General features: G+C 63.1%; 19 protein-coding genes. 15 read left to right on the top strand and 4 right to left on the bottom strand.

The genetic code is table 11. The features are described from left to right. The first annotated feature begins 223 nt into the window (after positions 1 to 223). Entirely contained in the window at positions 224 to 628 is a 405-nt protein-coding gene (locus tag O3306_RS16425; protein WP_008335991.1) for a single-stranded DNA-binding protein, read from the top strand. A gap of 137 nt (positions 629 to 765) precedes the next feature. On the opposite strand, the gene O3306_RS16420 is transcribed toward O3306_RS16425, so the two are convergent. Continuing rightward, entirely contained in the window at positions 766 to 1,905 is a 1,140-nt protein-coding gene (locus O3306_RS16420; RefSeq protein ID WP_235953169.1) for a hypothetical protein, read from the bottom strand. A gap of 303 nt (positions 1,906 to 2,208) precedes the next feature. Here O3306_RS16420 and O3306_RS16415 point away from each other — a divergent pair, with 303 nt between their 5' ends. From O3306_RS16415 to O3306_RS16370, 10 genes are all read left to right on the top strand, one after another. After that, positions 2,209 to 3,408, top strand: coding sequence for a hypothetical protein (locus tag O3306_RS16415; protein WP_054540787.1), 1,200 nt, complete (start codon positions 2,209 to 2,211; stop codon positions 3,406 to 3,408). Between the two features lie 93 nt (positions 3,409 to 3,501). Then, on the top strand, positions 3,502 to 4,002 hold the full coding sequence (locus tag O3306_RS16410; protein ID WP_058249043.1) for a hypothetical protein: 501 nt from the start codon (positions 3,502 to 3,504) through the stop codon (positions 4,000 to 4,002). Between the two features lie 96 nt (positions 4,003 to 4,098). Next, positions 4,099 to 4,617: a hypothetical protein gene (locus O3306_RS16405; protein WP_054540835.1), complete on the top strand. Its 519-nt coding sequence runs from the start codon at positions 4,099 to 4,101 to the stop codon at positions 4,615 to 4,617. A gap of 97 nt (positions 4,618 to 4,714) precedes the next feature. Next, the gene (locus O3306_RS16400; RefSeq protein WP_054540786.1) at positions 4,715 to 5,206 is read left to right on the top strand and encodes a DUF6878 family protein; all 492 of its coding nucleotides are present in this window, start codon (positions 4,715 to 4,717) and stop codon (positions 5,204 to 5,206) included. Positions 5,207 to 5,216: 10 nt separating this feature from the next. Then, positions 5,217 to 5,594: a DUF6915 family protein gene (locus O3306_RS16395; RefSeq protein ID WP_054540785.1), complete on the top strand. Its 378-nt coding sequence runs from the start codon at positions 5,217 to 5,219 to the stop codon at positions 5,592 to 5,594. A gap of 1 nt (position 5,595) precedes the next feature. Then, on the top strand, positions 5,596 to 5,793 hold the full coding sequence (locus tag O3306_RS16390) for a hypothetical protein (protein WP_058249044.1): 198 nt from the start codon (positions 5,596 to 5,598) through the stop codon (positions 5,791 to 5,793). A 75-nt stretch (positions 5,794 to 5,868) separates the two neighbouring features. Next, positions 5,869 to 6,288, top strand: coding sequence for a hypothetical protein (locus tag O3306_RS16385; RefSeq protein WP_054540784.1), 420 nt, complete (start codon positions 5,869 to 5,871; stop codon positions 6,286 to 6,288). Next, positions 6,281 to 6,925: a hypothetical protein gene (locus O3306_RS16380; protein WP_054540783.1), complete on the top strand. Its 645-nt coding sequence runs from the start codon at positions 6,281 to 6,283 to the stop codon at positions 6,923 to 6,925. The genes O3306_RS16385 and O3306_RS16380 overlap by 8 nt, the downstream gene beginning before the upstream one ends. A gap of 65 nt (positions 6,926 to 6,990) precedes the next feature. Next, positions 6,991 to 7,392 (top strand): MbcA/ParS/Xre antitoxin family protein, encoded by a 402-nt coding sequence (locus O3306_RS16375; protein WP_028095451.1) that lies wholly within the window; start codon positions 6,991 to 6,993, stop codon positions 7,390 to 7,392. Next, positions 7,389 to 8,090 carry an RES family NAD+ phosphorylase gene (locus O3306_RS16370; RefSeq protein WP_054540782.1) on the top strand — a complete coding sequence of 234 codons (702 nt, stop codon included), beginning with the start codon at positions 7,389 to 7,391 and terminating at the stop codon, positions 8,088 to 8,090. The genes O3306_RS16375 and O3306_RS16370 overlap by 4 nt, the downstream gene beginning before the upstream one ends. A 424-nt stretch (positions 8,091 to 8,514) precedes the next feature. Here O3306_RS16370 and O3306_RS16365 read toward each other — a convergent pair whose 3' ends face one another. After that, a complete protein-coding gene (locus O3306_RS16365) occupies positions 8,515 to 8,811 on the bottom strand; it encodes a hypothetical protein (protein WP_054540781.1) in 297 nt (98 codons plus the stop codon). Between the two features lie 177 nt (positions 8,812 to 8,988). On the opposite strand from O3306_RS16365, the gene O3306_RS16360 reads away from it, so the two are divergent. The 4 genes from O3306_RS16360 to O3306_RS16345 all read left to right on the top strand — a co-directional run bounded on the left by O3306_RS16360 (position 8,989) and on the right by O3306_RS16345 (position 16,058). After that, positions 8,989 to 13,383, top strand: coding sequence for a strawberry notch family protein (locus tag O3306_RS16360; RefSeq protein WP_054540780.1), 4,395 nt, complete (start codon positions 8,989 to 8,991; stop codon positions 13,381 to 13,383). Between the two features lie 3 nt (positions 13,384 to 13,386). Beyond that, on the top strand, positions 13,387 to 14,415 hold the full coding sequence (locus O3306_RS16355) for a DUF7146 domain-containing protein (protein ID WP_058249046.1): 1,029 nt from the start codon (positions 13,387 to 13,389) through the stop codon (positions 14,413 to 14,415). A gap of 365 nt (positions 14,416 to 14,780) precedes the next feature. Further along, entirely contained in the window at positions 14,781 to 15,713 is a 933-nt protein-coding gene (locus O3306_RS16350) for a DUF2493 domain-containing protein (RefSeq protein ID WP_054540778.1), read from the top strand. A gap of 84 nt (positions 15,714 to 15,797) precedes the next feature. Further along, positions 15,798 to 16,058, top strand: a complete 261-nt coding sequence (locus tag O3306_RS16345) for a WGR domain-containing protein (protein WP_054540777.1) — start codon at positions 15,798 to 15,800, stop codon at positions 16,056 to 16,058. A 49-nt stretch (positions 16,059 to 16,107) separates the two neighbouring features. Here O3306_RS16345 and O3306_RS16340 read toward each other — a convergent pair whose 3' ends face one another. Together O3306_RS16340 and O3306_RS16335 are read right to left on the bottom strand one after the other, a co-directional pair. Further along, the gene (locus O3306_RS16340) at positions 16,108 to 19,341 is read right to left on the bottom strand and encodes a type I restriction endonuclease subunit R (protein WP_272009236.1); all 3,234 of its coding nucleotides are present in this window, start codon (positions 19,339 to 19,341) and stop codon (positions 16,108 to 16,110) included. Next, complete coding sequence (locus O3306_RS16335; RefSeq protein ID WP_272009234.1) at positions 19,338 to 20,264, bottom strand: GIY-YIG nuclease family protein; 927 nt, start codon at positions 20,262 to 20,264, stop codon at positions 19,338 to 19,340. Before O3306_RS16335 ends, O3306_RS16340 begins: the two co-directional genes overlap by 4 nt. Between the last annotated feature and the right edge of the window lie 27 nt (positions 20,265 to 20,291).

Raw genomic sequence — 20,291 nt, 5'->3', positions numbered from 1 at the left:
TCCTTACTTCGACTGACAATCCCCTAATCCGGTTCGGTCTCCTGCGCGCAACCCCGCGTCAGTCCGGGCCGTGTTGGACGCCTTTGGCGTCCTGCCCGCTCCACCCCGGTCCTCTGGGGGTGTCCGGTGTCCATGCTGTCCACCGTGCACGCGTCACCCGACGGGCTTTTTCAGGGTCTTGTCGAAGGGACGGTCCCGAAGACAGGAAAAACAGGAGCTTATCATGCAGAACATCGTCATCCTCGCCGGCAACATCGGTCAGACCCCCGAAGTCCGCACCACCCAGAGCGGCACCAAGATCACCAACTTCAGCCTCGCCACCTCGCGCCCCCGCCTCTCGGAAGGCCGTGTGATGCGCGACGAGAACGGCTACCGTGTCATGGACACCGAATGGCACCGCATCACCTGCTTCAACGGTCTCGGCAAGACGGTCGCTGAGCATTGCGAAAAGGGCATGAAGGTCCTCGTCCACGGTCGCATCCACTACACCAAGTGGATCGACAGCATGGGGAACGACCGCTACGGTTGCGAGATCATCGCCGAGAAGGTCGACTTCCTGAGCCGCCCGAAGTCGGCCGAGAACGAAAACCCCGAGCTGGTCGACCGCGACGACGAGATCCCGTTCTGAGGAACGGGGTCTCCCCTCGAGCCCGGCGGGTTAGACCGCCGGGCTAAAGTCTTTTCGGGCCACTGGAAAAGGCACCCACGCTTGCCTTCCGGTGCTGAGCGCCTTGAATGCGCCTAATTGTTCAACGTGCGCACGAGCTAGATTTCGTCTTTGGTTATGGTCGCGCCGTGACTGAGATACGTGTCGAGCATCAACCGCGTATAATCGGCCGTGCTCTGGGTCACGGTGCCCAAACCGGGCCATGCGAACAACGGATCCGACCAAGTAACTTCCAACTCAATCTCGATCCCAAGCAGTGCGGCCACTTCGATCGCAGCGGTCGGCTCCTTGTCCTCGGGCCAGTAGTGATCCTCGAAGGAAACAACCACGTCGAGATCGTCATCAACCCAGATTTCGGCCAGACTCGCTCCCATGCGCTCGCTTGCATTGGTCGCATCCTCGAAAAGGGCAGCCCGGATCAAATGGGTCACCTGGTCACTGTCGAGGTCAAGCCTTGGCCGCGGATCTATAATTGACACGATGGGTTCAATCTCTTGCCTTTCGGCGCGGGATTGGACTGGCACTGGTTTTTCATCGGTCGGTTCCAGCCAGAAGGCTTCTGGAAAAATGTTGATTGGTGATGCGCCGCAGCTGGGGCAGTGCCATTGGTTTCCAGCGATCTGTGGGCCGGTGATCTCTGAGTTGCAGTGAAGGCAGTACCAGAGGTTCGATTCCTCCATCTCCAAGAACGGGTGCCGCACATTTCCTTCCGCATCCGGCTTTGTGGCGCGCCGTGGCCAATCGGCAAATCGCCGCGCCTTGACGCTCTGCATCAATTCCCTCGCAATCCCGATGGCTTCTTCACGTAGCACGCGATCGTTCATCGGGCTGGTCTGGGCATGCTTGATGTCGATCTCGACACGAGGGGCAGCCGAAGGGTTTTCTGGCAGCACTATGCGCCAGCTGTCACCTTCCATACGAACGTCGCCAAGCATCGTGCTCAACTCGTATGGATGCCCTCGTACTTCGCCTCGAGTGATGGCGTCGAGCCCCCCGAAGATATGGTCAAAGGTCGTACCCTCGTAGGACGTGATCCGTTGCACGAAGGCCTTTATCGCGGCGACTTGTGCTTCGGATGGGGCCCACTCTCCTTTTGCGCTGACCGTCAATGCGTTCCAATGAGGAAAGCCCAATCGAGCAGCAACAAAGTCGAGCGCCACGTGCTGCGGCTGCCCCGTCGCTCTAGCGTATCGCTTTGCCAGAAGTTTCAATGTCTTAAGTTGATCGTTCTCTGTCATGATCCATGTCCAAGCTGGATCTGACTAGGTGCCCGCTGCTAATCAGACCCGCCGATGGCATGAGGTCTGCTGTTCGAAATCAAGATCGCTGCAAAGCTTCGCGTGGCGGGCACACCGGCCTGCGAGAAAGGCCTTGTTTAACCTCTGCCATTTTTGAACGCAGGTCAACACCAGCGAGTTGCGGGCGTGCGGCGCATCCGACTTAGCGCCGTTTGCCCGAGAGAGTTTGAGGTTGGCCGGTTTCCCGGTGACAGGTTGAGGGCTGGGAGAGTGGCTCCCGGCACCTGTCGCGGAGGAATGCCGATGGGCGTTGTGGAAGTTCTGGATGCGGTACAGCCGACGCGGGCTGGTGGCTGGAAAGTGGATGTGAGCCGGGGTGATCGGAATGGGCGGGTGTCGTCCGAATGGTTCAACAGGCCGGATGACGAGCGGTACCTGTCGCTCGACGATCTCTGGGCCAATGTGAAGGGTCGCTCTGAGCGCAGCCGCAGCCGGGTGGTGCAAACCGCCGACATCCGTGTCGAGGCAGCGCGCGACAGTGCAGAGCGGCTCGACTTGGTCCTGCCGAAAGCGCATGAGCCGGTCGCACCCACGCACTGGGCCTTCGGCCAGCTTGCCAGCATCGTCGGTGCCCCGGCATCCTACCTGCGGCAGCTTCCCGCGCCTCTGGCGGGGATCAACCTGCAATACGGTTTGACCAACCACCGCGCCGAGCAGGTGAAGACCTTCGAGACCGAGGATGGCCGCACGGAACTGCGCGCCGTGACCGGTCCCGACTACGGCCGCATCCATGACTTCGAGCTTGTCGAGGCGGTTCAGCGCATCGCGGGCAATGGCACGGGCGATACGCGCTGGAAGGTACCGGGTGTGCTGGATTGGTCGACCGGGGTCTACAACCCCGATGTCGAAATCAGCCGCGATACGACCACGCTTTACGCTTCGGACCGCGATGTCTTCCTGTTCCTGGTCGATGATCGCAACCCGATCGAGGCGGGCAAGCTGGCGGACGGCTCCCCCGATCTCTATTTCCGGGGCTTCTATTGCTGGAATTCCGAGGTGGGCGCGAAGACCCTCGGCATGGCGAGCTTCTATCTGCGGGCGGTGTGCCAGAACCGCAACCTCTGGGGCGTCGAGGATTTCCAGGAGATCAAGATCCGTCACTCGAAATACGCAGCGTCGCGCTTCGCACATGAGGCGGCGCCGGCGCTGACGCGGTTTGCCAATTCCTCGCCGCAGGGGTTCGTGAACGGGATCCGGGCAGCTCGACAGCAGGTCGTGGCGCGCAGCGATGAGGACCGTGCCGATTTCCTGCGGAAGCGCGGTTTCTCGAAAGCCGAATCCGGCAAGATCATCGAGAAGGTTCTGATGGAGGAAGGCCGCCCGCCCGAGAGCATCTTCGATTTTGTGCAGGGCATCACGCGGCTTGCGCGCGACAAGACCCAGCAGGATGCCCGCCTTGATATGGAAGGGCGCGCCAAGAAGCTTCTCGACCGCGTTGGTTGAGGTGGCGACCGGAGGCGATATCGCCTCCGGTCTCGTCCCTGTTTCATCGATCTGCTACCGTGCCCGACATGTTTAGGTATTGGAAGTACGCGCATGGAAGAAATCGATTGGTCAGATCGTGCATTTTATGATGACGGCGAATGGGTTACCTGGTCGGAAGTCGACGAGCAGCTTCGCTACAAGGAGTGGGGCGCTAAATACCCGAACGCGATCCGGTCTATGATCCCATATTTTGAGGATCTCCTGTCCCTCGCGGAAAGCTATCACCTCGAGACCGGCCTTCACCTCTCTGTCTACGGCGATATCGGTGAGCTGTTCGGTGCTATCACGTACGGTATCAAGCTGAACAAGACCTACGCCCAGGGTGCTGACGGAAGACTTGGCAATGATCATGTCGAGGTCAAAACCATTACGCCATTCAAGACAAAGGATGTGGTTGTGGTCGATACCAATGGGCATTTCAACAAGCTCTTGGTTGTAAAGATCAACGAGGATTTTCAGGTCTCGGGTCGCATGATCGACCGAAAAGATCTTCCAAAGCGCGAAGGGCGCTACTTGCGGGTTCGATGGGGCGATTTACCAACGCCGAAATGATCGGCCCGATCAGCGACAGAGAGTCCGAGGGGGCGGTTTGGTCTTTGACGGTTTGAAGCGGGGAGAGAGGCTCTCCGCACCGTCGGAGATATGCCCATGTTCGACCTTCCTCTCCAAACTCAGCCGGAAACGCAGAAAACAGGTTTGCCGCCGAGCTTCCTGACCGTTCTTGCAGATCAAGACTTGCCGTTTGCGCTCACGACGGCTTGCCATGCGCCCGCGGCTCTCATGTCCGGGCAGGCACACCCCAAGGTACTGGAGCGGTTTGCAACGCTGGCCGACGCCATGCAGGGGGCAATCGTTCACGCCGAAGATATCACACCTGAAGACGCTCCGCGCATCCTGGCAATCCTCGATCGGGAGGGCCGCCTCGTTCTGGCCGGGGCTACCAATGATGGCGGGGTCGCATGGTGCCACCCGGTCTCGGATGCCGCCGAAGCCCGCGCCGTCGTGTCCGAGGCCAGCCAGACCCGCGCGCAGGCCATGCGGGCGGCCGAGTGGCATGAACATAGCCTCGCGCGACGGCTGCGGCACCACGCCGACGTTCTCGATGCCCGTCTTGTCGATCCGCTCTGGCGTGTCTTCGCGTCTCGCGCCCTGCAGATCGCGGCGTGACGCCCGAGAGTCAGAGAAGGGCAGGGGAGGATGTGAGCCTAGGAGGACGAGAGAGAGCCTCGGGGTTCAGATCCTTTCCCTCATTTCGGAGTTTCCAATGTCCAAGATCGAACCCACCCTGGCCGCGCCGATGGCGCCGTCCAGGATTGATTTCGCCGCCGTGCTGGCCCGGCAGGCCGAGCGTGACGCGCGGATCGCAGCTTTGCGTCCAGCCAACAAGGAGCGCCTCTTCGATGGCCTGACTGCCGCGGGCATCACCCATGTGACCGTGAGCTTTGACGGCTATGGCGATAGCGGCCAGGTTGAAAGCATCGAAGCCTACGCTGGCGAGACCGAGGTTGCTTTCCCCAAGACCGCGATCGCCTATGCCGCATTGACCTGGGACGACCCGGAGGTCGAGATGCGGGCGCTTTCGCTCGAAGATGTCGTTGAGCAACTGGCCTACGACTTCCTTTCTGATACCCATGGCGGTTGGGAAAACAACGACGGGGCTTACGGCGAGTTCTGCTTCGATGCGAGCGCTCGTTCCATCCACCTCGAGTTCAACGAGCGCTTCACCTCGTCCGAACTCTACACCCATGAATTGTGAGGAGGCGACGATGGCACATCCCTATCACCACGCCCTGTCCTCGGTGAAGAAATGGGGCGGCACGGTCGACGACTACCTCGCCGTGCATTCCTGGTTCGACCAGAGCAAGGAGATCACAGCCGACTTTCGGCACCGGGCGCTGCGCCACCATGCGGAGGGCATCTTCATGGCCGAGACGATTTTCGGCCCGACCCTCATGCTGTCGACCGGGCGCGTCATCCCGACCCGCTGGGTCGGCGAGCAGCATGTTAAGGAGGACCTCGGCTTCATCCCGAGCTTCGCCGATTGGGTGAAGGCCATTCGGCCCCAGCCTTGGATGGGTCGGACCGAACGGATCGAGGCACAGGTCGATCCGCATCTCGTCTCGCCCGTGGTCGAGGTCACGTGACATGACCGATCCCACTTATCTAAGTCTTGGCTTGCCGCCGACCGCTTCGCCACTGGCAGTGGTCCGCGCGGCGGTCCGGGCGCTGCACCCCGACACGCGCGCTGTTTGCGGCCTCCGGACCGCGCGCAAGCGTTTCTACCGGCAGATGCTCTGCGCGCATGCCGCACGAAAGGCGGCAAACGACACGTCGATCGGCTGATCGCTCCCGGCCGACCCTTCATCCCGATTCAGTACCCGGCCTCTTGGCCGGGTCTTCCCCATTCAGGAGGTTCCCATGGCGGATTACTTCACCCATTTCTCATGCCTGCTCGACGTCGGCACACCCGAAAAGGCCGCCCGCGCGCTCGCGCTGTTTCAGGAACTCCGCGCTGCGGATCAGGACGCTGACGACCCGGAGGTCGCGGGCTTCGACCTCGCGCGCCAGGACGCGTCCGAGGGCAGCACCCTCTGGATCCATGACGACGAGCACGGCGATGTCGAAGCCGTCATCCGCTTTGTGCTGCGCCTCGCCGAAGACCTCGACCTCACCGGCCTTTGGGGATTCCAGTATGCTCTGACCTGCTCCCGACCGCGCCTCGACGCCTTCGGCGGTGGCGCGCATGCCATCGATCTCGGCGCTCGCAAATCCATCTGCTGGTCCAGCACGCAAGAATGGTTGGTCGCTGCGCTGAACGGGGAGGATATCGATGCCTGAGGTGATCTGCACCACCGTCTACCAGTTCCCCGAACTCTCGGATGCCGCCAAGGAGAAGGCGCGCAGCTGGTATCGCGAGCTTGGTCCCCATGACGATTGGTGGGACGCGGTCTATGAGGATTTCGAGCGGGTCTGCGAGCTCCTCGGCATCCGCCTGAAAGCCACCTCCGTCCGCCTGATGAGTGGCGGGACACGGGCCAAGCCCTGCATCTGGTTCTCCGGCTTCTGGAGCCAGGGTGATGGAGCTTCGTTCGAAGGCTACTGGTCCCACGTCAAGGGCGCCGCCGCGCGCATTCGGGACTACGCGCCCAAGGACGCGACGTTGCACGGCATCGCCGACCGGCTGCAGGCTATCCAGCGGCGGAACTTCTACCAACTCGCCGCCGAGGCCAGCCACCGTGGCCGCTACTACCATGAATACACCATGTCGGTGGACATCACGCGGGACAGCGCGACCTGGCAGCCGCCGACCGAGGATGCGGAAGAAGTCGTGACCGAGGCGCTGCGTGATCTGGCCCGCTGGCTCTACCGCCAGCTTGAAGCCGAATACGACCACCTCACCTCAGACCAGGCCATCGAGGAGGGGATCATCGTCAACGCGTATACGTTCACGGAAGGAGGGCGGCGGTTCGGGTAACAGAGATCAAAGCGTAAGGTTCATTTGATCTTTACAGTAAGTCCATATGGACTATATTGAAGCCAATGGAGGACGCCATGTACGTTGCAGAGAAAATCCGGGAACCCGCACAGATCAACGCCGTCGCGTTGAAAGCTTATGCACGCGTGGCCGATGCTTGGGGTCTCAGTCTCAAGGAAGCGGCTGGCCTTGCCGACATGTCAGAGAGCACGTGGAAGCGCGCCAAGAAGCCGGATTTCGCCGGAGAGCTCACCAAGGACCAACTGCTGCGGCTCAGCGCTGTAATTGGCATCTTCAAGTCGCTCGAACTCTACTTCTCGGAGCCTCTGGCAAAAAGCTGGTTCACCCGACCGAACAAGGGGCCGCTCTTTGGTGGAAGCCGACCAGTCGACACCGCCATCGACGGGGGTTTGCCGCAGATCCTCGCGGTTCGGACCTATCTTGATGCGTTGCGTGGTGGGGCATGAAGCAGACCGAGATTTCCGATCGCGGTCTCGTTCGTCTCCTGCCCGCCACTTACCACAAGCCACCGTCGCTGCGCGGTCTCGTCGATTCCGATGACGAGATGGAGATCCTGGCAGAGATCGAGGGCCTGACCAGCGGTCGTCTTCTGGCGGAACGTGGCCGCAATCCCCATCTGGACCCGCGCGAGCTTGCCTGGCAGCGCCGGAGCCAAGATCTGCGCATCTACGGCGACAGCCATGTCAACGCCGCCTTCACCTATACCCGCGCCGGCGGAAACCGCTTCAACACCGAGGAGCGCGGCGCCTGGTATTGCGCATGGGATGTCATGGTGTCCGTCAGCGAAGTGGCCTGGCACCGAACACGCGAACTCGGCTTTACCGGCAGTTTCCATGACAGCGCCCGCTATGTGGAATTGCTGGCGGATTTCATCGGCGTCTTCGATGACATGACCGACGAGCCGGGCCATCCCGCACTGCATCCGGATCCGGCTGTCGGATATCCCGAGGGCCAAAGCCTCGCCCAGCATCTGCGCCGGGCTGGATCGCGTGGCCTGATCTACCCCTCAGTTCGGGCTCCCGCGCCGGGCGGGAATTGCCTCGTCTGCTTCGAGCCCCACGCCATCCAGAACGTCCGGCCTGGCGCGTCTTGGGATCTTGTTTGGGATGGGACACCGCACTACTCGCTTACGGCCGTCGGCTGACGCGTTGCGGCGCAAGCGCCTGTTTGGCGGGGTCCGAAGACATGAGACTGGCACACGGCGACGTCTCTGCCCCAAAAGACCACTATAGTTTTCTTCGATGAGGTTGCTTTTCCAGCGTTGTGGACGCTCCAATCTCACCATTTCCAAAGAATTTATGGACTAGTCCCACGTGGAGGGAGATCTGAAGGCGCTGGGTCGAAAGACGGCAACGACTTGCAGTGGTTGCCGAAGGTCGCAGTGGTGTACCTCCTGGTGTGCCGCCGCGACCAGACCTTGGCCCTTCGGTGTCCTTCGGACAGGAGTTTGACCGAGGCTGACGTCCCGAAGGTCCAATCTGCCAATCTACAGGTTGGCAACTACGCTCGGTTTGCCAAGCCACGGTATGGCAGAAGCTCCGGAAGGCCGGAGCTAGCCAGTGCCGGGATCACTTGTTCCCGTCGATCCATTTCGACATGAGCCCCTTGTCACGGAAACATTCCTCCGGAACGGCGCGCCGTTTGATCCGGGCAAGCTTCTCCGCGAAGGCTACCTGCTTCGAGGTCGGCAGACGGTCCATGTCCGATACCGGCTTCAGCCGGGCCTGAGCCTCGATCCAACCGCTCAAAGATCTCCGGTCTTGCTGAACTTCCCAGGGCAGGAGCGTCCGGTTGCGCAGGACGAGCGACCGCGCATAGGCGATCTGCTTGGGCGTTACGGGCAGGGCGTGCTTGGTGCTTTCCATGGTGGAACCCCCATTCTGGCTTGGCTCTGAACATAGAACATAACAAGAACAAAATCAAGCCAAGCGTCGGGAACACCTTGGTGCGAGAGGGAGAGAGGGGCCGGGAAAGATCAGGTCCGAGGCTGCCCGAGAGAGGGTGTACGGGCCTGATCCTGTCCTTCATTCCGGAGTTTCCCGATGACCCATCTTGCCCCTGTTGCGCAGGCGTCCTTGCCTGCGCCCATTGTCTCGTTGGCAGCAAATCCCGCCCCTGCGATCGTTGCTGTTGCCGAAGCGCTGCAGCCCGATCTGGCGCAAGGGCTTCAGATCGACGCGCTGCGCCTGCGCTTCGAGATGGAGCGTGCCTTTGGCGGTTCCGATGCGACCGGTGCCTGGGACTGGAAGCTCGCCTATGAGGCCGGCGAGGTGGCGCTGGTTCTGTTCTTGCGGAAATTCGGTCGTGCGCTGCTGGCCCGGGCCGGCTCGCCTGCGGCGCTGTTGCCCATCCTCGCCAAGGTGGCGGGCCTTTTGCCCACGCACACCCGGCGGTCGGAAGAGATGGAGCGCTTTCAGCAATTCTCGACGCCCTTGCCCATGGGGCTCGCGGCACTGGCGGCAGCACAGATCACGCCCCGCGATTTGGTCTTGGAGCCGTCCGCCGGGACCGGGCTTCTGGCGATCCTCGCAGAGATCGCGGGCGGCAGCCTCGCGCTGAACGAGTTGGCGGACACCCGCGCCGATCTTCTGCGCCTGCTGTTCCCGGCCCGACCGGTCACCCGGTTCGATGCCGCGCAGATCGACGATCATCTCGATGCCTGCTCAAGCCCGAGCGTCATCATGATGAACCCGCCCTTCTCGGCCCAAGCCAATGTCGATGGTCGGTCGACCGAGGCGACGGCCCGGCATCTGCGCTCGGCCCTCGCGCGTCTGGCCCCCGGCGGACGGCTCGTCGCCATCACCGGAGCCGGTTTCGCGCCGGTTGCGCCTGCCTGGGCCGAGACCTTCGGCCGTCTGACCGAGACCGCCCATCTCGTCTTCACCGGCGCGGTGTCGGGCGCCGCTTTCGCCAAGCACGGCACCAGCTTCGAGACGCGGATTTCTGTCTTCGATAAATGCTGCGGCGGCGAGCCGGGCGGCATCACCGCCGACCTGCGCCAGCCCCTGTCTCCGGACGTGGCGCATCTGATGTCGCGGGTCACTGCAGAGGTTCCGCCGCGCCTCGAACTGGAACAGGCAGTAAATGCGGGTCTGTTCCATTCTTCCCTCTTCCCGGGAAGTCCTGCCCGCGCCACTCACACAACCACCAGCCGATCGCGCGCGACCTCTGCGGCTCAAATGGCGAAACCCGAAACGCCGATTGAGGCCGAGGAACTGGACTATGCTCTCCGCGACGCCGCCGAGGAAGAAGACGCCGCACGGCTGTCCGACGCGATCTACGAGACCTTCCGTCTGCAGGCTATCGACATCCCAGACGCCGCATCGCACCCGACCAAGCTTGTGCAATCGGCGGCCATGGCCTCTGTCGCACCTCCGAAACCCACGTACCGCCCCAAGCTACCCCCGGCCGTCCTGCGCGACGGCCTGCTGTCCGACGCGCAGCTCGAGACCGTTATCTACGCGGGGGAGGCGCATGGCGCGCATCTCACTGGGTCTTGGACCGTCGATGAGACCGGAGACGTGGTCTCCGCTGCACCGGACGATGCCGTTGACGCCGACCGCTTCCGCCGGGGTTTCTTCCTCGGCGATGGCACCGGCGCGGGCAAAGGCCGGCAGTCTGCCGGGATACTGCTCGACAACTGGGCCCGAGGAAGACGCAAGGCGCTCTGGATATCGAAGAGTGACAAACTCCTAGAGGATGCGCAGCGCGACTGGTCGGCCCTTGGCCAGGAGCGGCTTTTGGTGACGCCGCTCTCGCGCTTTGCCCAAGGCCGCGACATCCCTCTGACCGAGGGCATTCTCTTCACCACCTACGCGACCTTGCGCTCCGAAGAGCGCGGATCGAAGAAATCCCGCGTCGACCAGATCGTCGACTGGCTCGGGGCGGATTTCGACGGGGTGATCCTCTTCGACGAAAGCCATGCCATGGCGAATGCTGCCGGGGGCAAAGGCGAGCGGGGTGATACCATGGCCTCGCAGCAGGGCAGGGCGGGCCTGCGCCTGCAGCACAAGCTGCCCAACGCCCGCGTGGTCTATGTCTCGGCCACGGGCGCGACGACGGTCCACAATCTCGCTTATGCTCAGCGTCTCGGTCTCTGGGGCGGGGAGGATTTCCCCTTTCAGACCCGGTCGGAATTCGTGGAAGCCATTGAGGCTGGCGGTGTCGCGGCGATGGAGGTTTTGGCCCGCGACCTCCGGGCGCTTGGTCTCTACACGGCGCGGTCGCTGTCCTATGACGGTGTCGAATACGAGATGCTGGAACATGTTCTCAGCCCCGAGCAGCGTGGCATTTATGATGCCTATGCCGGGGCCTTCGCCATCATCCACAACAACCTGACCGCGGCGCTGGAGGCGGCGAACATTACCGGCGCGGCCGACGGGCCGAGCGGGTCGGGCACGCTGAACCGCCAGGCGAAATCCGCAGCGCGGTCAGCCTTCGAGAGCGCCAAACAGCGCTTCTTCGGCCATTTGCTCACCTCGATGAAGACCCCCACGCTGATCGCATCCATCGATGACGATCTGGCTGCGGGCCACGCGGCGGTCATCCAGATCGTCTCGACGGGTGAGGCGCTGATGGAACGCCGCCTGTCGGAGATCCCAACCGACGAATGGAATGATATCCGTTGTGACATCACACCCAGGGAATACGTTCTGGACTACCTCGCCCATTCCTTCCCGGTGCAGCTCTACGAGCCTTTCACCGACAGCGAGGGCAACCTCTCGTCGCGCCCCGTCACGCGCGACGGCCAACCGGTGGAGTGCCGCGAAGCCGTCCGGCGTCGTGACGCGCTGATCGAGAAACTGGCTTCGCTTCCGCCGGTGCCGGGTGCACTCGACCAGATCGTCCAGCGCTTCGGCACGGATCTCGTGGCCGAAGTCACAGGGCGCTCGCGGCGCATCGTGCGGAAGGGCGAAGGGCATTCGGCACGGCTCGTGGTGGAGAACCGGGCCGGAGCCGCGAACCTCGCGGAAACCCAAGCCTTCATGGATGACGAAAAGCGTATCCTGATCTTCTCGGATGCCGGCGGCACCGGGCGCAGCTATCACGCCGATCTCGGGGCGAAGAACCAACGCCTGCGGGTCCACTACCTCTTGGAACCCGGCTGGAAGGCAGACTCGGCGATTCAGGGCCTCGGACGCACCAACCGGACCAACCAGGCGCAGCCGCCGCTGTTCCGGCCGGTGGCCACCGATGTCAAAGCGGAGAAGCGGTTCCTGTCGACCATCGCGCGACGTCTCGACACGCTTGGCGCTATAACGCGCGGCCAGCGCCAGACGGGCGGGCAAGGGCTGTTCCGGCCCGAAGACAACCTCGAGTCGCCCTACGCCCGCGACGCCCTGCGCCAGCTTTACCGCCGTATCTATCGCGGCGATCTGGCCGGATGTTCGCTCGGGGCTTTCGAGGATGCGACCGGGCTCAGCCTGACCGATGATAACGGGCTGAAGGATGACCTGCCGCCGATCACGACCTTCCTCAATCGCCTGCTGGCGCTGACGATCGACATGCAGGCCGTGCTGTTCGCGGGTTTCGAGGAGCTGCTCGATCAGCGAATTGAGGGCGCCATCGCCGCCGGGGTCTATGATCTCGGGCTCGAGACACTCCGTGCTGAGAGCTTCCGGGTGACCGACGTACAGGTCATCTACACCCATCCGGGCTCCGGCGCGAAAACCCAGCTGCTGACCATCGCGGAAAAGCGCCGCAACACGCCTACCTCGCTGGCCGATGCGCTCGAATGGCTGGATGACCCGCAGGCGCGGCTTCTGGTCAACAGCCGCTCGGGCCGGGCTGCCGTGCAGGTTCCCGCCACCAGTCACATGCTGGAAGATGGGACCATCGAGCCGCGCCTGCGCCTGATCCGCCCGACCGATGCCAGCACAGTCCCGGCAAAGATCATGGAGGACACCCGCTGGCTCGAGGCCGACCGCGCGGCCTTCTCCGCCGCCTGGACCGCGGAACTGGCCGAGGTGCCGGAGTTCTCCGAAGCCACGCTGCACATCGTGGCAGGCCTGCTGCTGCCGATCTGGAAGCAGCTTCCCCAGGATGAAACCCGCGTCTACCGCCTGCAGACCGATGACGGGCAACGCATCATCGGCCGCCGCGTCTCGCCCGCTTGGGTCGCGACCACGCTGGCCAAAGACGCGCCGAAGCTCTCGGCGGCGCAGGTCCATGCCCTCGTTCTGGAGGGCAAGACCGTGGTGCGCCTGTCCGAAGGGATGGAATTGCACCGCTCGCGCGTCATGGGCGCGAACCGGATCGAACTGTCGGGCTTCTCGGAGGCAGCCAAGGATCGGCTCAAGGCCGATGGCTTCTTCTCGGAGATCATCAGTTGGAAGCTTCGGCTGTTCTGCCCGACCGACGCCGATGGCGTCGCGATACTGGATCGTCTGCTTGCACGTTGTCCTGTCGCAAGGCTACATGATCGCGGAGGTTGTTGACCCATGTATTCCGAGACCGAAGACCTCGTGCGCGATCTGGCAGAAAATGCCGAAGGCGTCTGTCGTGCCTACCTTCCCGCCGGACGGCGGGAAGGATCCTACTGGATCGTCGGCGATCTGCAGAACAACCCCGGCCGGTCGCTCTTCGTGCGATTGACGGGCCCGGCGTCGGGACCAGGAGCAGCGGGCAAGTTTACGGATGGGGCCACAGGCGAGCATGGCGATCTCCTGGACATCATCCGCGCCCGGACGGGGATCACGCGCTTCCCCGACCTTCTCGCCGAGGCCCGAGCGCATCTTGGCCGTCCGCAGCCGGTCGCCCCGGATAGGCAAGAGCCGAGGAAGGCCAAGGCGCCCGGTGGCACTCCCGCGGCGGCGCGCTTGTTTGCTGCCTCGAACCCGATCACAGGCACGCTTGCTGAGACCTACCTCCGTTCCCGAGGCATCACCCAATTCGGGGCGAACGGCGCCTTACGCTTCCACCCGAAGTGCTGGCATCGGGAAGAGGGGCAGACCCGGAGCATCCCCAGACCTGCGATAATCGCGGCGGTCACCGATGGGGCAGGGGCCGTGCAGGGCGTGCATCGCACCTGGCTGGCGCCTGACGGACAGGGGAAGGCGGCAGTGAATCCACAGCGTCGGGCTATGGGTCACCTCCTCTGCAATGCTGTCAGGCTCACCCCGCACGATGACATCCTCGTCGTCGGCGAAGGCATCGAGACCATGCTGTCCCTGTCCGAGGCAATCCCAGGTCTGCCCGTCTGGGCGGCACTCTCTTCGGGTCACCTCGGGGCGGTCCTGTTGCCGGAGGGGCTCAAGCGCCTTTACGTCGCGATCGATCGCGATCCGGCCGGGCAGCGCGCGGCAGAGAAGTTGAGCGCCAGAGCCTCCGAGGTCGGGGTGCGCGTGCGGGTGCTGGAACCGCGGCTCGGGGATTTCAATGATGATCTTCGGGCGAACGGCAAGGACGCGCTGCGCCAGCATCTGGCAGGTCAGATCGGGCCAGAGGATCGGCATCGCCTGCCCAGCTGAGCTGCATCGCGCAGGTGGGGGGCTGGGAGTGCGGGGCAGGGGGCTGCATCCCGTCGTGGCTCTGGATCGTCGTCCTCACCCCATCCAGGGCCTTGCGCATCCACCCGTCAGCCCTGCGCGGCCTTCAAGAGATGGGCAGGCCGTCAAAGCGGTTGCCCCTGCAAGGTCGGCAGGGAACCTATTTCCGCCGGCGGCAAAGCCGCCTTTGCATCGCGAGACAAATAGCTTCCCTGCCGACCTCCTCCACGCTGTTCCGGCCCCGGTGAAGCCGGGGTGAAGGGGCAACCGCCCCGACGGCTCGGGTCTGCCCATGAAGGCCGCGCGGGATGACGCGCGGACGAGACAGGCCCGGAGGCAAGAAACCGATGACGATCCATACCCACGACGACGCGTATGAACCCGCCCATAGCGCATCCCAGACCGCCCATGCGCTCGACGAGCTGCAGCTGTATGGCTACCGCCCCTTCGACGAGCCCGATCCGCGCCCGATGCCCGATGGGCAGCGCCTCGCGGTCGCCGTCGCCGACATCTTCGACGCCCTCGTCGCGACCCTGGAAGACACCCGTATGGAACCCGATCTCGAAGAGGTGCTCTGGGGCCAGGTCAACCTTTTCCACCGCGCCACGGCCCGGATCGAGCGGTCGCTCGATGAGAACGAACAGGCGCAGCGCCGCCTCCAACGCGAGCAGGACGGCTCGGAGGTGAAATCCGTCGAGCTCGAGCGCCTGACGGCCGAAGGCCTGACCCTCGTCGAACGGCGGAACTGCATGGACATGATGCGCGATCACGCCGCATCCGAGTTTGTTCAGCACACGGGATCGACCTGGCGCCCCCGCACCGGCTCGATGGTGAACCGCCAGCACATGACCGCCGCCCTGATCGACAGCCGCGATTTCCTGGCCGCCAAGCGCCGCGCCGAGACCGAGGTGATGTTGCCCGCTGGCCCCAAGGTCGCCCTCACCGGCGGGACCGATTTCAACGATCACCGCCTGATCTGGGGCAAGCTCGACCAGGTCCGGACCAAGTATCCCGACATGGTCCTCCTGCACGGTGGCAGCCCGAAGGGCGCAGAGCTCATCGCCGCCAAATGGGCCGAAGCCCGGGGCGTGACGCAGGTGGCCTTCAAGCCCGACTGGACCAAGCACGCCAAGGCCGCGCCCTTCAAGCGCAACGACGCGATGCTGGATGTGCTCCCGGTCGGGGTCCTCGTCTTCCCCGGAACCGGTATCCAGGAAAACCTCGCCGACAAGGCCAAAAAGCTGGGCATCCCGGTCATGAAGTTCGAGAAGGGGGCGTGAGCCCCCTCTTTCTTTTCGGGATAGAACATAGTGGAAACGTCGAAGAGCGCTTGATATTGTGGTTTGGAGAGAGGCGTCAACAACATGTTCGACATATCGCGGCAAATGGAAGTGTTCCCGACGACGGTCGATCTCAAGCGGATCGACCCGTCTCTCAACATGCGGCGCTTCTATCGAATGAGCGTTCAGCCGGACCTGTTTGGCGGCGCATGCCTTGTGCGGGAATGGGGCCGTATCGGGTTTCGAGGGCAGATGATGGTCGAGACGCACCCTGATGAAGGCAACGCCATCACCGCGTTGATGAAGCTGGCAGCGGTGAAGAAGCGGCGGGGTTACGTTCAGTGATCGATCTTGGACGCAGCCATTTTCTCATCGCATTTAGAGTTCTGCTGGATCAATTGGAAGTGAGGTCCAACGCCTCGCCCCGCTTTAGTATCTCGTAGATCACCCCTTCGAGGATAGGAAGGGCCTGGCGATCCTTGCTAAGGAGAAGCGTGGCGAGCGCACTATGCGAAGACATTGCCCGGACCACTGCCGCCTGCACCGCGCCGGGGAGGTTCCCCTTCATCGCTTGATCCTTACTGTTATTATCGATCTGAGCCATCACAACCGGGTTCTGGCGGGTAATCGCTGCAACCTGGTTCACGAAGGCGACCTGGTCCTCGATCGGGGTGGCCTCCCCAAAGAGGCTGTTCAGGCGTTCGATGAGCTCCTGCATGTAGACCGGTAGGGCACCGGGCCGTCCCCCGCCGCCGCCGCCCTTTATGGGGTCGAGGGTGGGGGGCTCCTCATCCTCGCCGTTGCTAGCCTCCTCTCGCTCCACGATGTCATAGCCGGTCAGCGCGATTCCGTGCAGGTCGATCTCGGACGCTGGAACCCCATCCAGTCGGTTCGCGAGCAGTTTCGAGAAGGCCGCGAAGACCTCAAGGTCCGGATCGCCGAGATCGACCAACTGCGCGACATAGGCGTAAAGGCGTCCGAACCGGGCTAGGCCTGCCTTGAAATCCGTCAGCGACACGATCGCTGTCTCGACCTGTTCGCGCTCATGATCGGCGCGTTTCATCCCGTCTTCGTTCCCGGTCGCCTTCGCCTTCTGCCAGGCGTTCTCAGCCTCTGAGGCGCGGTTTCGAAGCTCCGTGAGCCGATGGTTATAGGCGTCGGTCGGTTCCTGCGTCGCGGCGTACATCGCCTTGTGCGCCGCCTCGTCATCCGTGCCGCTGGCGGCGGCCGTTGCTGTCCGAAACCGGGCCTTCTGGAAGTCGAAGACGTGTGTCTCGTCATAGACCCCCTGATCGTCGAGGAACTCCTTCAGGTCATAGACGACGTTGAGGTCCTGCACCTCCTCGATCTTGGCGCCTCGGTCATACTGGGCGAAGGCGGCCCGTACCACTTCCGGGTCGTTGATGAAGTCGATGATGAAGGTCTGGTCCTTCCCGGGAAAGGTCCGGTTCAGACGGGAGAAGGTCTGGACGATCTCGACCGCGTTCGCGATCTTCTTGTCTACATACATTGCGACTAGCTTCGGCTGGTCGAATCCGGTCTGGAACTTGTTCGCCACCAGCATGACCCGGTATTCCGGCCGGTCGAAGACGTGGCGCAGGTCCTTGCCGCCCGCGTTCGGGTTCATGTTCGCTTCGGTAAACTCCGCATCCTCCTCAACGACGAATGCATCCCCCTGCAACAAGTCGTCATTCGGGTGCATGACCTCTCGCCCGGTCAGTTTGCCCGAAAAGGCGACGAGGGTCCTGATGTTCCCGTATTCCGGGTTCGCGGCGATGAAGGCGTCGAACGCCCGCTTGTACCGGACTGCGGAGGCCCGGGAGCTGGTGACCACCATGGCCTTTGCTTTCCCGTCCAGCAGGTGGGCCACGTTCTTCGAGAAGTGTTCGATGATGAACCGGACCTTCTGTGTGACGTTGGTCGGGTGCAGCGTCATCCACTTCGCCAAGGCCCGTTTCGCCGCCTTCCCGTCGACCCGCTTCTCCTCGACGATCGCCTGCCCGAGGTTGAAGGCCGTCTTGTAGGGGACGTAGCCGCGAAGCACGTCGAGGATGAATCCTTCCTCGATCGCCTGGCGCATCTCGTATTTGTGGAACGAGGCCGGGAGATTGTCGTCCGCGGCGGGCCTCGTCGGGTCCGCCGGGCGCCCGAAGAGCATCATGGTCGAGTGTTTTGGGGTCGCGGTGAAGGCGAAATGGGACACGTTCGCTGGCCGCTTCCGGGACCGCTGGACCTCCAGAAGGATGTCCTCGACCGTCATCTCCGACATATCATGCTTGGCTGATAGGGCCAGCGTTGCCTGCAGTTTCGACGCCGTGTTTCCAGTCTGGGAATTATGCGCCTCGTCGATGATCACCGCAAAGTTCCGGTCCCGGAGGGACTTTTCGGTCAGGATCGCCTCCATCGCGAAGGGGAAGGTCTGGATGGTTACCACGATGATGGGTGTGCCCTTCAGCATTGCCTCGCTGAGCTGCTCGCTCTTCGACTTCGACGACGTCTCCCTATCGATCGCCGCGATCAGCCCCTTCTGGTGGTCGATCTGCTGGACAGCGTCCTGCAGCTGTCCGTCCAGAACGTTCCGGTCTGTTACGATGATCACCGTGTCGAAGATCGGAGTCCCGTCGTCCCGGCGCAGCTTCACCAGGTCATGCGCCGTCCATGCGATGGTCGAGGTTTTTCCGGACCCGGCGCTGTGCTCGCACAGGTAGGGGTGCCCCGGCCCCTTCACCTTCGCGTCTGCGATCATCTTGTTGACCGCGTCGAACTGGTGGAACCGGGGGAAGATCAGGGTCTCTTTGACCGACCAGTTCCCCTTCAAGTCGACCACGTTCTTCTTCTCGACATAGACGAAGCTGTGGAAGATCCGCAGGAACGCGTCCGGCTGGCAGATTTCCTCCCAGAAGTAGGCGACTGGGTACTCCCCATCGGCCCGGGCCGCGTTACCGGCCCGACCGTCATTCCCCTTGTTGAAGGGAAGGAAGAAGGTGTCCTCCCCCGCAAGCTTGGTGGTCATCCAGATCTCGCTGTCGGACATCGCGAAATGGACAACCGCGCCGCGATGCTGCGTCAGAAGCGGATGCTTGCGTTTCGTGACCGGGTCTACGGGCAAGCGGTCGCGCCGGTACTGGGCCTTCGCGTGTTCGACCGACTGGGTGAAATCCGTCTTCAGCTCGACCGTCGCCAGCGGCAGGCCGTTCAGGAACAGGCCGAGGTCTATGGCAAGCTCGCGGCCCGGGTGATATTTCAGCTGCGGCACGACCCGCAGCCGGTTCGACGCGTAGCGGTGCAGGACCTTCTCGTTGCGCTGGTCCTCCGGGGCCGCCTCGGACAGGTCGATGTGACCGGCACCAGCGACCGAGAAGCCCCGGCGCAGGGTCTGTACCATTCCCTGTTTCTCCAGCGCGGTCTCCAGCCGGTCCATGACCACTGTAAGGGTCTTGTCGCCGTTCATCGCCTGAAGCCGATTCCATTTCTGGGGCTGGGTGGCGCGCAGCCAGGCCTCCAGATCCTCCGGGTACATGGCGCGGTCGGCATCAAACGCGTCGGAGGCGCCGATCAGCCAGCCTGCGGCTGCGAGCTTTTGGACGATATAGGACTCGAGGTGCTTCTCGTGATGCAGGTCGCTCATTCCGTCACCTCCGTACCGCCGGCCTGCGCCTGCTGCCACTCGTGATAATTCAGCTTCGAACCCCGGACCTTCCACTCAAGCCGTCCGTTGCTGTTCCGGTCCAGCACGACAGCCGCCGCGGCCGAGGGGCTGCTGAACGGCCAAGGCCTCGCGAAACGCATCCTGTCCTCCGCGTGCGGGATCAGGACGCCCTCGGCGATCATCTTGTCCTTCAGCCCGCCGTAGCTCTGCTGAACATATCCGGTCCCGATCAGGGCCTCGGAACCTTCCAGCACGACAAACTCCCCGTCTTCTTCGACGGCGGTCGCCTGAACGCCGCTCTTGTGACGGATCTCGAAATGAACCTCTTCGGCGGTCCGGTCTTCGGCGGGTTTCTCGACCTGCGTCACGGCCCGGGGCTGGGGCTTGAGCATATCAAGCCCGATCACCGGCAGGATGATCTTCAGGTTCGACAGGAACTGTTCCATGTTCGCGACATCCGCCTCGGGCAGGCGGCGGCGGTCGGTGTCGGGCTGGGTCCCGTTATCCAGCGTCACCCGGCCCGCCTGCGCGGTCAGGCGGATCAGCCGCGCCTCGAGGTATTCGGCATGTCCCTTGGACAGGTCGTCGTCGCTGGTGGTGACGGTGATCGCGGTTTCCCAGAAGTCGCGCTTCTTCGCGCTCTGTTCGATCCGTTCGGAGACGGAGTTTCCCGACCCGATATAAACCCGCGTCACGCCGGGCTTGTCCGGGTCTGGGCCGGACAGGATGTAGACCCCGGTCCGGTCAACCTCGGACCGCGCTGTCAAATCGCCGAAGGCCGAGGCTCCGCTGACGAACAAAAGGCCTGTCCAGCCGTGGATCGTGGCCTTGCGCAGGCCCGTGGGCTTCCCGTCGACCAGGAAAAGCTGGATGGTCCGCCCGAAGGTTTCGCGTGCGGTCATAGGGCCACCTCTTTCCAAAATATTCCG

The sequence above is a fragment of the Roseovarius sp. ZX-A-9 genome (assembly GCF_028369135.1).
Taxonomy (GTDB): Bacteria; Pseudomonadota; Alphaproteobacteria; order Rhodobacterales; family Rhodobacteraceae; genus Roseovarius.
This window is presented reverse-complemented; position numbering and strand designations above follow the sequence as displayed.

Excerpts from the sequence above, each read along its gene's own strand:
- O3306_RS16360 (WP_054540780.1), top strand. The coding sequence starts at position 8,989 with ATGACCCATCTTGCCCCTGTTGCGCAGGCGTCCTTGCCTGCGCCCATT.
- O3306_RS16375 (WP_028095451.1), top strand. The coding sequence starts at position 6,991 with ATGGAGGACGCCATGTACGTTGCAGAGAAAATCCGGGAACCCGCACAG.
- O3306_RS16425 (WP_008335991.1), top strand. The coding sequence starts at position 224 with ATGCAGAACATCGTCATCCTCGCCGGCAACATCGGTCAGACCCCCGAA.
- O3306_RS16350 (WP_054540778.1), top strand. The coding sequence starts at position 14,781 with ATGACGATCCATACCCACGACGACGCGTATGAACCCGCCCATAGCGCA.
- O3306_RS16390 (WP_058249044.1), top strand. The coding sequence starts at position 5,596 with ATGACCGATCCCACTTATCTAAGTCTTGGCTTGCCGCCGACCGCTTCG.
- O3306_RS16395 (WP_054540785.1), top strand. The coding sequence starts at position 5,217 with ATGGCACATCCCTATCACCACGCCCTGTCCTCGGTGAAGAAATGGGGC.
- O3306_RS16415 (WP_054540787.1), top strand. The coding sequence starts at position 2,209 with ATGGGCGTTGTGGAAGTTCTGGATGCGGTACAGCCGACGCGGGCTGGT.
- O3306_RS16345 (WP_054540777.1), top strand. The coding sequence starts at position 15,798 with ATGTTCGACATATCGCGGCAAATGGAAGTGTTCCCGACGACGGTCGAT.
- O3306_RS16370 (WP_054540782.1), top strand. The coding sequence starts at position 7,389 with ATGAAGCAGACCGAGATTTCCGATCGCGGTCTCGTTCGTCTCCTGCCC.
- O3306_RS16365 (WP_054540781.1), bottom strand. The coding sequence starts at position 8,811 with ATGGAAAGCACCAAGCACGCCCTGCCCGTAACGCCCAAGCAGATCGCC.
- O3306_RS16380 (WP_054540783.1), top strand. The coding sequence starts at position 6,281 with ATGCCTGAGGTGATCTGCACCACCGTCTACCAGTTCCCCGAACTCTCG.
- O3306_RS16335 (WP_272009234.1), bottom strand. The coding sequence starts at position 20,264 with ATGACCGCACGCGAAACCTTCGGGCGGACCATCCAGCTTTTCCTGGTC.
- O3306_RS16355 (WP_058249046.1), top strand. The coding sequence starts at position 13,387 with ATGTATTCCGAGACCGAAGACCTCGTGCGCGATCTGGCAGAAAATGCC.
- O3306_RS16420 (WP_235953169.1), bottom strand. The coding sequence starts at position 1,905 with ATGACAGAGAACGATCAACTTAAGACATTGAAACTTCTGGCAAAGCGA.
- O3306_RS16385 (WP_054540784.1), top strand. The coding sequence starts at position 5,869 with ATGGCGGATTACTTCACCCATTTCTCATGCCTGCTCGACGTCGGCACA.
- O3306_RS16405 (WP_054540835.1), top strand. The coding sequence starts at position 4,099 with ATGTTCGACCTTCCTCTCCAAACTCAGCCGGAAACGCAGAAAACAGGT.
- O3306_RS16400 (WP_054540786.1), top strand. The coding sequence starts at position 4,715 with ATGTCCAAGATCGAACCCACCCTGGCCGCGCCGATGGCGCCGTCCAGG.
- O3306_RS16410 (WP_058249043.1), top strand. The coding sequence starts at position 3,502 with ATGGAAGAAATCGATTGGTCAGATCGTGCATTTTATGATGACGGCGAA.
- O3306_RS16340 (WP_272009236.1), bottom strand. The coding sequence starts at position 19,341 with ATGAGCGACCTGCATCACGAGAAGCACCTCGAGTCCTATATCGTCCAA.